General features: G+C 33.8%; 9 protein-coding genes. 5 read left to right on the top strand and 4 right to left on the bottom strand.

What is annotated here, in order from left to right; all coding sequences use genetic code 11:
* Window positions 1-1,076, top strand: a 1,076-nt coding sequence (locus NE544_RS10865; protein ID WP_256269338.1) for a DUF4825 domain-containing protein, incomplete at its 5' end; no start/stop codon positions are given.
* Between the two features lie 24 nt (window positions 1,077-1,100).
* On the opposite strand, the gene NE544_RS10870 is transcribed toward NE544_RS10865, so the two are convergent.
* Entirely contained in the window at window positions 1,101-2,747 is a 1,647-nt protein-coding gene (locus NE544_RS10870; RefSeq protein ID WP_256269339.1) for a SulP family inorganic anion transporter, read from the bottom strand.
* A 123-nt stretch (window positions 2,748-2,870) separates the two neighbouring features.
* Between NE544_RS10870 and NE544_RS10875 the strand changes: the two genes are divergently transcribed.
* Genes NE544_RS10875 through NE544_RS10890 form a run of 4 tightly spaced genes read left to right on the top strand, consistent with a single transcriptional unit; the run spans window position 2,871 to window position 7,702 of the window.
* Window positions 2,871-4,034, top strand: coding sequence for an efflux RND transporter periplasmic adaptor subunit (locus NE544_RS10875; RefSeq protein ID WP_256269340.1), 1,164 nt, complete (start codon window positions 2,871-2,873; stop codon window positions 4,032-4,034).
* Window positions 4,024-4,710 (top strand): ABC transporter ATP-binding protein, encoded by a 687-nt coding sequence (locus tag NE544_RS10880; protein ID WP_256269341.1) that lies wholly within the window; start codon window positions 4,024-4,026, stop codon window positions 4,708-4,710. Before NE544_RS10875 ends, NE544_RS10880 begins: the two co-directional genes overlap by 11 nt.
* Window positions 4,707-6,461 (top strand): biotin/lipoyl-binding protein, encoded by a 1,755-nt coding sequence (locus NE544_RS10885; protein ID WP_256269342.1) that lies wholly within the window; start codon window positions 4,707-4,709, stop codon window positions 6,459-6,461. Before NE544_RS10880 ends, NE544_RS10885 begins: the two co-directional genes overlap by 4 nt.
* Window positions 6,458-7,702 carry an ABC transporter permease gene (locus NE544_RS10890; protein WP_256269343.1) on the top strand — a complete coding sequence of 415 codons (1,245 nt, stop codon included), beginning with the start codon at window positions 6,458-6,460 and terminating at the stop codon, window positions 7,700-7,702. Before NE544_RS10885 ends, NE544_RS10890 begins: the two co-directional genes overlap by 4 nt.
* 58 nt (window positions 7,703-7,760) lie before the next feature.
* On the opposite strand, the gene NE544_RS10895 is transcribed toward NE544_RS10890, so the two are convergent.
* The 3 genes from NE544_RS10895 to NE544_RS10905 all read right to left on the bottom strand — a co-directional run bounded on the left by NE544_RS10895 (window position 7,761) and on the right by NE544_RS10905 (window position 11,029).
* Complete coding sequence (locus NE544_RS10895; RefSeq protein ID WP_256269344.1) at window positions 7,761-9,662, bottom strand: 5'-nucleotidase C-terminal domain-containing protein; 1,902 nt, start codon at window positions 9,660-9,662, stop codon at window positions 7,761-7,763.
* 179 nt (window positions 9,663-9,841) lie between these two features.
* Window positions 9,842-10,135 carry a type II toxin-antitoxin system RelB/DinJ family antitoxin gene (locus tag NE544_RS10900; protein WP_256269345.1) on the bottom strand — a complete coding sequence of 98 codons (294 nt, stop codon included), beginning with the start codon at window positions 10,133-10,135 and terminating at the stop codon, window positions 9,842-9,844.
* Between the two features lie 603 nt (window positions 10,136-10,738).
* Window positions 10,739-11,029, bottom strand: coding sequence for a hypothetical protein (locus NE544_RS10905; protein WP_256269346.1), 291 nt, complete (start codon window positions 11,027-11,029; stop codon window positions 10,739-10,741).
* Between the last annotated feature and the right edge of the window lie 69 nt (window positions 11,030-11,098).

Below are 11,098 nucleotides of genomic sequence, written 5' to 3' on the forward strand. Positions count from 1 at the left end.
ATCGCAAGAAAAAAGGATATACACAAGAGCAATTAGCTGAAAAATTAGGTGTGACAAATAAAACCATTTCGCGATGGGAAAATGGTCATTATATGCCAGACTTATCTTTACTTGAACCTTTAAGTAAAGAATTAGATATCACATTAAATGAACTTTTAGCTGGAGAAGAAATCGTTAAAGAAGAAGCTATGGAGTATTCTGAACAAAACTTAATCCAAACCATTGATTATACAGACAAGAAAATCAAGAATGAACATAAGAAAATATTATTATTTATTTTTGGCATAGGTATTTTAATATCCCTTTGTGCATTTACTGTTTTCCCTTCTGAAAGCAGCTGGGGCAGCATCTATTCTATGATTGGATTGTTTTTATTTGTGGTTGGAATATTTAGAGAATTGAAAATTACTTCTCTACTCAAGAAAGGATTGATTTCAATAATTCTATTTGCTTTACTTTTAGGCATCTTCTTTATTTTCGACTATGCCAGTGTAACCCAATTTAAACAACCACCCATCTATCGACTAACTACAACTACTGTATTTAGTGATGATGGAAACAAAATGATTGAATACCAAAATCCATTCTATAATGTATTTCGCATCAATGCCGATACATCCAATGAATATTACTTAATTGACGACAAGAAACAATATACCATTGATACCGTTCCAACAAGTCCTTTTAATGTGGATAAAAGTTCATTTGAACAACTAAAAAAATATAAAAGTAAATATATTGGAGACAACAGTAATACTTCCCATTTCCTAAATGCCTTACCCCTATCGGAATATGGCTATGTATTTGAGATTGATTCTGAAAACAATGGACTTACAATAAACTATAATTGTACAGATTGGTACAACAACGAAAACTTATATATAAATAAAGCTCTAGTTTACAATTCTGTATCTCTATTCAAATTGATTGATAATCTTGAATACATCACATTTAATTTTAGTGGAAGCAGCTATACAATTACACGAGAACATTGTCCACTCAACAAGAATATTGAGCAAAAGATCAATGATAATGAATTTGTATCCGAAACGATGAAATTATTTGAAACAAATTAAAAAAAACGCAAACGCGTTTTTTGTTTATTTATGAATAATTTCTTCAGCACGATCTAGTGCAGCACTGATACTTGGCTGGAAGTTTTCTTCTCCAACAAGCTCAATAAAGCCTGCCTTTTCCATGACCTTCATCGGTTGATCATTCACATGTGAAAACACAATTGTGATTCCTTTAGATTCACAAACTTGAACTAAATCCTTTAATGCGTTTAGTGCCGTACTATCTAATGCAGGAACACTGCGCATACGAAGAACTAGACATGTTGTAAAATCTTTGACTACAATTTCTTCAATTACACTAGCTGCTCCAAAAAACAAGGGTCCTGAAATCTCATAGACACGAATCTGAAGAGGAAGCTTTTGAAGGTGTTCATCAACATCGGGTGTATCCTCATCTACATATGTCCAGCCATTGACTTTTGTTTCTTCACTCATACGTTTAATGAATAATAAACAAGCAAGTACCATACCTACTTCAATGGCTACAACCAAATCAAAGATTACAGTTAGCACAAATGAAGTGACTAAAATAATAATATCACTCTTAGGTGCTGTTTTAACTAAGTTCACAAAGGTACGCCATTGGCACATATTGTATGCGACAATAAATAGAATAGCCGCAATGGTAGGCATCGGAATCATTCCGGCATATGGCATTAAAACAACTAATACAATGACCAATATGATGGAGTGCACCATACCGGCAATTGGTGTTTTTCCTCCATTTTTAATATTGGCAGCCGTTCTTGCGATAGCACCCGTAGCAGGAATTCCTCCAAATAAAGCTGACGCAATATTTCCAGCACCCTGCGCAACAAGTTCCATATCCGAACGATGTTTTCCATTGATCATACCATCGGCAACCACACAAGAAAGCAATGATTCAATGGCCGCTAATACAGCTATAGTTAATGCATTCGGTAGTGCATTTTGAATCATGTTTAATGATAAGCTCGGAAAATGTAAAGATGGTAATGCATTACTGATTGTATACAGATTTCCGATTGTATTTACCTTTAAAGACAAGAATTGAACCATCAAAATTCCTGCAATAACGGCTAAAAGTGAACCTGGAATTCTTTTAAAGATATATGGAGCAATAATCAAGATAGCCAAAGATACCACACCTACAATCACGGCATCCATATTCATTGTAGAAAAATGATGGATTACAGCCTCAAACTTTTCAACCGTCTCAATAGGCTTTACTCCCGTTGGATAGGTTAATCCAAAGAAATCTTTTAATTGTCCTATCACAATCGTAACGGCAATACCAGAAGTAAAACCTGTCGTAATGGTAAATGGAATAAACTTGATTAGACTTCCAAAATGACATAGACCCATCAAAATCAAAAAAATACCCGCAAGAATCGTGGCAACGATAAGGCCATCCATTCCATCATGCGCTACAATTCCAGCAACAATCGTCGCAAATGCAGCAGTCGGTCCTGCAATTTGTACACTGCTTCCGCCTAGTGCTGAAATGACAAAACCAGCTACGATTGCAGTAAAGATTCCGGCTTCCGGTCCCACACCTGAAGCAAGTGCTAATGCGATTGATAATGGTAATGCGATAATAGCTACAATAATTCCAGCCGTTACATCTTTGAAAAACTGAGACTTATCATAGCTTTTAAGTGATGAAAGTAACATCGGTTTTAGTGAATTCATTTGTTAATATCCCTCTCTTTTTAACAACCTTTACAGTATATCATAATTTAAGTATTTTTAAGGATTTTTCTATACCAGTATTTGATATACTAAACATATAACACTAAATTTCAGGAGAATACTATGAAAAAAAAGACTAAAATTATAATTTTAATCTCAGCATGCATTTTGATTGCCGTTATCGGTATTTATTTCTTGTTTCCAAAGGAATCAAACAATCAAAACATCTATGTTCAAAAAGTTTCAACAATCATCGGATCTTCCTATACGGAAAATCGTTATTCAGGTGTTGTAGAATCCTCAGAAACAGTTGATATTAATCAAGATGGAAACAAATCCATTACAGACATGTATGTAGAAGCAGGGCAAAAAGTAAGTAAAGGAGATAAATTATTTTCTTATGATACGACAGAAGCATCCAATTCCATCGCCCAAAAGAAATTGGATATTGAAGCTCAAAACAATGAAATCCAAGCGCAGAATAATACCATTGCCGATTATAAGGCCGAACTAAATAAGGGTGGAGATAAAGTAGAGATTCAGGCACGAATCAATGATGCAAGTTTCGCGATTCGTCAAGCTCAAAACACAATCAAAGCTACACAGACTGAAATCGATCAGTTGAATAAACAAATTGAAAATTCTACTGTCCTCTCCACTATTGATGGAATTATTAAAGAAGTAAATAAAGATGGTGGAACGGATGAGAGTGGAAACCAAAAACCATTAGTATCCATTACGCAAACTACAGATTTTAGAGTGAAAGGCTCTATTAGTGAAATGGGCACCATTTCTGAAGGAACAAGTGTCATTGTCAGAAGTCGTGTAAATGAAGATCAAATCTATAAGGGGACTGTCACAAAAGTAGAAACAGATCCTCAATCGAATTCGAACAATAACTTTTATGGAGCGGATTCAAGTGAATCTGCATCCAAATATCCTTTCTATGTCTCTTTAGACAACAACAAAGGTTTAATGCTTGGACAACACGTATATATTGAAGCGGATAATGGCCAATCTACAAAGAAAAAAGGTATCTGGCTAGATGCAAGTTTTATTGTTTCGGATGACAATGGAAATTCATATGTATGGGTATCTGAAAAAGGTAAATTAAAGAAAAGAAAAGTAGAACTTGGTAAAACAGATGAAGAAACCTATACCACAAAAATCAAATCAGGACTCAGCGTTGATGACTATATCGCGTGGGCCGATGATTCTTATTCAGAAGGAATGAAGACAACTACAGAATATCAGACGGAAACGGATGGTGATGCCAATGCTTCTTAATATACAAAATATTTATAAGAACTACGGCAAAGAACCTATGATTGTTCCTGTATTAAAGGATGTCAGTCTTGAAGTTGTACAAGGTGACTATATTGCGATTATGGGACCTAGCGGCTCAGGTAAAACAACACTTATGAATATCATTGGATGTTTAGATCGAGCAAGTTTGGGTACGTATCTATTTGAAGATGAAGACATTTCTGAAATGAATGATGATGCATTAAGTGATCTTCGCTTAAATAAGATTGGCTTTGTATTCCAAAACTTCAATCTTCTAAGTTTGGAAACTGCCCAAGAAAATGTAGCTTTACCTTTGATTTATGCAGGTATTGATAAAGAGAAAAGAAATCAAAGAGCTATAGATGTATTAAATAAAGTAGGTTTACAAGATCGTATTTCATTTAAGCCAAGCCAATTATCTGGTGGACAAAAACAGCGTGTTGCGATCGCCCGTGCCATCATTAATAATCCAAAAATCCTACTTGCCGATGAACCTACAGGAGCACTTGATCAAGCAAGTGGAAAACAAGTTATGGAATTATTTAAATCCTTAAATGATGAAGGTGTAACAATCATTATGATTACGCATGATGCCAATGTGGCAAGTCATGCAAAAAAAATCCTTCATATCATTGATGGAGAAATCATTGAAAATAAACAAGGAGGTGTTCTATGAAGCCTTCTATAAAAAAAGGAATTATTATTACTTCTGTATGTGCATTTACCTTAGTTGGAATTAAGTTTTATTTGAATTCAACAAACAAAATCGATGTAAACTCTGTGTCCACATTGAATACAGGGTATTGGGATAATCCATCCACTTCAACAGGTCTTGTATCTAATAGTGATACGCAATCCGTATTATATGATTCTTCTAAAACAATCACACAAGTATTTGTACAAGAAGGTCAACAGGTCAATGCAGGTGATCCTTTATTGTCATATGACCTAACTACACTTCAAAGTGCAGTAGATACAAGTCAGTTGGATGTAGAAAAAGCTCAAAATGCAATTACACTTGCCGAGCATGAATTAAAGAAATTATTAAATACAACGCCTATTCCAGATGTTGTTGAAGAATCAGAAATTCAAGATCCTACACCTGCACCATTGCCTGGTGTTCCCGCAAAAGATGGAAATGGTTTTTATCCTTATATTCTTTCTTTATCGCAAGCCGAAAAGAATTTTACAGACTATAAGATTTATTATACAAATACAGAAAGTGAAGCACCTGAAAAAGGGCCTAAAGAAGATGTAAATGCATGGAAAGAAGAAAGAGAAACGAAAGAATCTAACAATACTTGTTGGTATTGGATTGAATATACATATACAGATGGTTCAACAAATGCGTATGATCCTAAAGATGTTGTAGAGTATTATAGTGATAAACAACAAATCCCAAATAAAGAAATCTTTTTAGCTGGAACTAAACAGAATCCGTATGTATTTAAGTTAAGTGAAAATCAAGGGTTTGTGTATGGAAAGCTATTTTTAGATAATGCGAATCTAAGCCAATACTTACGATTCGATGTGTATACAAATGATGGAGAAATTGATTCTTCATGGCTCGTTCGTTGCGACAAGTTTACCACTAAACAATCCATGAATGAAGGCGATATGTATTCGGTGATTTCACACACAAAGGAAGAACAGAAATATGTGGAAGTAGAACAAAAGCCAAGTCAAGATCTCTCATCGGGTTATACAGAAATTGAACTTGCGAAAGCCATTCGTGATAAGAAACAGGAACTGAAAACTTTAGATTTAGATTTAAGAAAGGCTCAGCTGTCTTTAAACGAAAACAAAGCTTTATTAAATGATGGTGTTATTCGTGCAAAACGAAGTGGTATTGTTCGTAATGTCAAAAAAACATCGGATCCTTTACAAGATGGAAACGTATTCTTAGAAGTGGCCGGTGGACAAGGAACCTATATTAAAGGAAGCATTAGCGAATTAATGTTAAATCAAATTAAAGTTGGAGATACTATTTCTGCCTATTGTTGGACAAGTGGAGAAACGTTTGATGCCAAAATTCAAAGTATTGATACTTTACCTTCTTCAAATAGTAACTATAATGGTTCAGGTAATCCAAATGTGAGCTATTATGATTTTGAAGCTTATGCCAAAGATGCATCGAAAATACAAGCTGGCGAATATTTAGAATTAACATTCAATTCGGCCAGTGACACTACGAGTTCGATTTGGCTTTCTAAGGCTTATGTCAAACAAGAAGGAAATAAGTACTATGTGCTAAAAGATGTTCATGGCAAATTGAAAAAGCAGTATGTGACCGTTGGAAAAATCGTATGGGGCGATACAATGGAAATCAAAGATGGACTTTCAGACACAGATTATATTGCGTTTGCGTATAGTAAAAACGCAAAAGAAGGCGTTAAGACGCAAAAATCTTCGGAGGCTGCATCATGATTGAAAACATAAGATTATCATTTCGAGGTATTTTTGCGCATAAAATGCGATCATTCCTTACAATGCTAGGAATCATTATTGGGATTGCCTCTATCATTGCGATTGTTTCTACAATTAAAGGAACAAATGATCAGATTGAAAAGAATTTAATTGGTTCCGGAAATAACACAGTAAAAGTAGCTTTGTATCAAGAAGATTGGGAATACTCTTTTGATTCTGGTATTCCTAATGGAGTTCCAACTGTTTCAAAAGACACACTTGAATCCTTAAAAAACATGGATCACGTAGAAGGTGCTACACTGTATCGTTCTAGGCAAAGTTATCAAGCCATCTTCCGCAATAATACATCTTTAGATGGTGGATACATCATGGGTGTCCAACAAGATTATTTCTCTATTGCCGGATTAACTATCAAAAAAGGAAGAGGCATTACAGATGAAGACAACAAAAAATTTAGACAAGTTGCCGTCTTAGATGAAACAAGCGCAAGACTTCTATTTGGTGAAGATGATCCAATCGGTAAAACCATAGAAATTTCTTCAACACCATTCACCATTGTTGGCGTATGTGCAGATAAAGAAACTTTTGAACCTATAATGGAAAGTATTGATGATTACCGTATATATAATCAGTCTACGGGTTCTAAAGTCTATGTTCCAAGTGAATCTTGGCCAATCTTCTATCAGTTTGATGAACCACAAAACACATTACTGAAAGTAGATGCCACTTCCAATATGACAAGTGTAGGAAAAAAAGCAGCTACTATCTTAAATACAAATGTTTCTTCTTCAAGTGTTCAATATAAGGCACAAGACTTATTGAAGCAGGCAAAAGATATTCAAAATCTTTCTAAATCGACAAATGCTATGTTGATTTGGATTGCCGGTATTTCTTTACTTGTAGGTGGTATTGGAGTTATGAACATCATGCTTGTAACGGTAACCGAAAGAACGAAAGAAATTGGTCTTAAAAAAGCCATTGGTGCTAAGAAAAAAGCCATCCTATTCCAGTTCCTGACTGAAGCTGTAGTACTTACTTCGATTGGAGGTATTGCAGGTGTATTAACGGGAATTGGCTTAGCTAAATTAATATCAATATTCAATGGTACTCCTGTATCCATTAGTATTCCTGCCATGATACTATCTGTATTATTCTCAATGGCAATCGGTATTATTTTTGGATTGTTACCTAGTTATAAAGCTGCAAATCTAGATCCAATTGAAGCTTTAAGACATGAATAAAAGCTGTAACGACAAAATCGTTGCAGCTTTTTTATTGGTTGTCACACCTAAAATATCTTTATCTATTCTTATTCTTAATCTTATGAACAATTCTACGAATCAACAAAATCAGAAATACGATAAGTAAAATGACAACGAATACAATCGATACAATAATAGCTGTAAATTTATTTGGCTTTTTAATCAAGTCAATTATATTCTTACTATCATCCACAACCTTATGCTCATGTGTTGAATCATAATATTTTGAAACATTGCTAATCCCATCACCATCCGTATCATCAAAAGAGCGCATATATCTTGCAATCGCATCCCAAGCTTTTAGTTCTTTGCCATCTTCTTTAATGATATGATCCTCAAGGTTTTCAATTGGATTTCCATTCTTATCTTTAGGTTCAAGTGACAAAAGTCCATAAGACAATTTATTTACCGAACCAAGCATCTGACCTGTATATAAATCTGTCACAACATGATACAATTGATTATCTTGAATCTCAATTCTTTGACCTTCTTTTGTAAGATAACAATCTGTAACTTTATTTAGAATCATTCGGTTTGGATTGTAGGTAAAATTAAGTCCACTACAATACAATCTTGCCGTTGTCATAAAATCAGAAACTGAAGCATCCACCTCGGCTGCAAGTTTCAACTCTTTTCCTGTAAGATATGTAGAAATCAAAGGATAACCAGCCATACCATCTTTTCCAATTCCTAAAGAAAATGAATTATATACATTTTCTACGGTAATATCTCCTTTTGTATATGTATCTCGTATAGTTCCACTTGGAACAACGGCTACATCGACTGAATCGACAGCATACGCAAATGAATCCGCAATAATTTGTCCTAGATTTGATTCTTCATGTTTTGAATATAATTCTTCTAAACTATTAAATTCAATATCATTTTGCGCAAGAACGCAATCTCTTGTATAACCAAAATCAGCAAGGTAATTTGTATCCACTGTATCCATTAATTCATCAATACGATTTTGTGTCTCCATATCCGGCTGTATATTTTCAGATACAGGAATTAGTTCATAAGAACTTAAATCCCAACGCTCCTTCGAATTCTGTTTCATTGAAAGAGAACCGATATTTTTTCCATATTCCCCACAAGATACGATATATGTATTTTCATGTTGAATCGGTTCTTTTAATTCTGAATGCGTATGTCCACTGATGATTAAATCAATATCCTTTACATTCTTGGCAAGAAGTTCATCTTCCGATTTATTTTCATCTTCCCAAGTTCCACAGTGAGAAACACAAACGATCATATCCACTTTTTCTTTCTTCTTGATTTTTTCAACTGTATCTTTCACTGCCTCTACAGGATCTTTAAACAACAATTCACAAGTCGGTGCACATTCTAAAGAATCTTTTCCAAAAGCACCTGTAACAGCTATCTTTGTATCACCTTTTTGAATGACAACATAATCCTTTACTCCATAAGTTTCAAATCCGGACTGAATCTGTTTTTGACCTTTACTCAATCCAGACTTTTTCATGCCTGCCCAATCCACATTGCATACGACAAGATTGGGTATTGTTTCACCTGAAGCCTTGGCCGCCTTTAACATATTGGCCAAACCTTTTGAACGATAATCAAACTCATGATTCCCTAATGTTGTGACATCATATCCAAGATAGCCAAGCATTCTAAGTTCAGCTGCCTGCGTATCATATACTGTCTGAATCAACGTTCCCATTGAGAAATCCCCACCATCCAATATTAGTGTATTTGGATTCTCCTTCTTTTGTTCATTAATTAATGTTTTAATTCTCGCAAAACCACCAACTTCTTGAAGTTCTCCATCTACATTTGTTGTGAAACTATCCAAATGAGAATGCGTATCATGTGTAAACATGACATCCACCTCTTTTGTATTTGATTCAGCATTCAATGGAGTAATTTGTGTAAGCGGCATCAACAATGTCGTCGCTAAAAAAAGCGACACGATTCGCTTCCTTATTATCATATTATTCTCTCCTCATTATGTATTCACCTACTTTTTAGTATACGTGATTGAACACAAAAAGTACATGTTTTTTATCATTTGTAAGCGGTTATAGTAAATAAAGGGATTCACAAAAAAAGTAGGCATTATCTGCAAATACATTTTCAGTAAATATTACTTTATAGTCCATATTTATTTCTAACGCTATCTATTGCTATATCTGCATCTATTACTTTTCCTTCTCTAGATTGAACACTAGAAGAAGCAAGTCTATCCAAAAATTCATCTTCAATCATAACTTTCATTTCATTTGTTTTATTGAATTTTTTTATTTTAAAAGGAATTCCACCATAAGCAACTGCTTGAGTTAAAAACATACGAATTGCGCTAGTGGTATCTGTACCCAATTCCTTAAATAATGCATCTGCCTTAGATTTCAAATCATCATCAACTCTTACTTGAATAGTAGACATACAGCATCACCTCCATATTTAAATGGTATGCAATTCCATTGCTAATGTACAGAAAAAGTATTTCTCATTAATTATTATTGCATTACTTTGTATCATATATGACATGTATAATTCTGTTGTCGAATTCATAAATCAGTCGATAGCAACAGACTTTTATGAATTAATTCATCATTTACATCTTTAAAATTCGCAGGATGATTATCAAAACATTGATAGTTACGTCTTGCAATCATCATAATCTTTTGTGTTGCATCTCTATCTACTGCATCATTATCCAAATGGAAAACAATTATTTGAACTTTGGGATTCCTTTCTGAATTAGGCAAAAAGAAAAGCACTACCAAATTTAGTAATGCTTCATACAGTTATTTAATTATAGGTAAACCTAAACTGTTAATTGCTTTTTTAAATCGATTCCATAGTGGAGGATATTTGCTGATGCAACTCCATTCTTGTTTTGAATGTCCTTGTTTAATAATGATTGACCAGGTTGTTCCATCACAAATATCTAAATCATCATAGTTTCATTCTTTAATGTAGGATATATATTATGGATAAACTTCTTATATTCCTTTTCAGTTAAATCAATACTTGTTTTGAATTCTAAAGTACCAATAGAATCTGAATAAGAAGCAATAAATCAATCTTTAATCTTTTTACAACAATCTTTTGATATCCTTCATGAAAACCGCCAATTTCAAATTCAACTGAAGTAGTAGAAGTTTCATCAATAGGTAAGAATGGATAACAAACATCTTTATCACAATTAAAACAATATCGAATTGGAGGTGGCATCTTTTTACCACGTACTAAATAAATTTTATGATTTTCTATATCTTTTTGAAGTTGAGTAGTCGTTTTTGGAATTCCATAAACAATTTTTTGCCGTTTCATGACCACAATGAGGACAACGTATATGTGTCAAATAAAATCACTTCTTTCTAGGAAACTATTTAATTTTCC

This window comes from Holdemanella sp. MSK.7.32, from assembly GCF_024460475.1.
Lineage (GTDB): Bacteria > Bacillota_I > Bacilli_A > Erysipelotrichales > Erysipelotrichaceae > Holdemanella.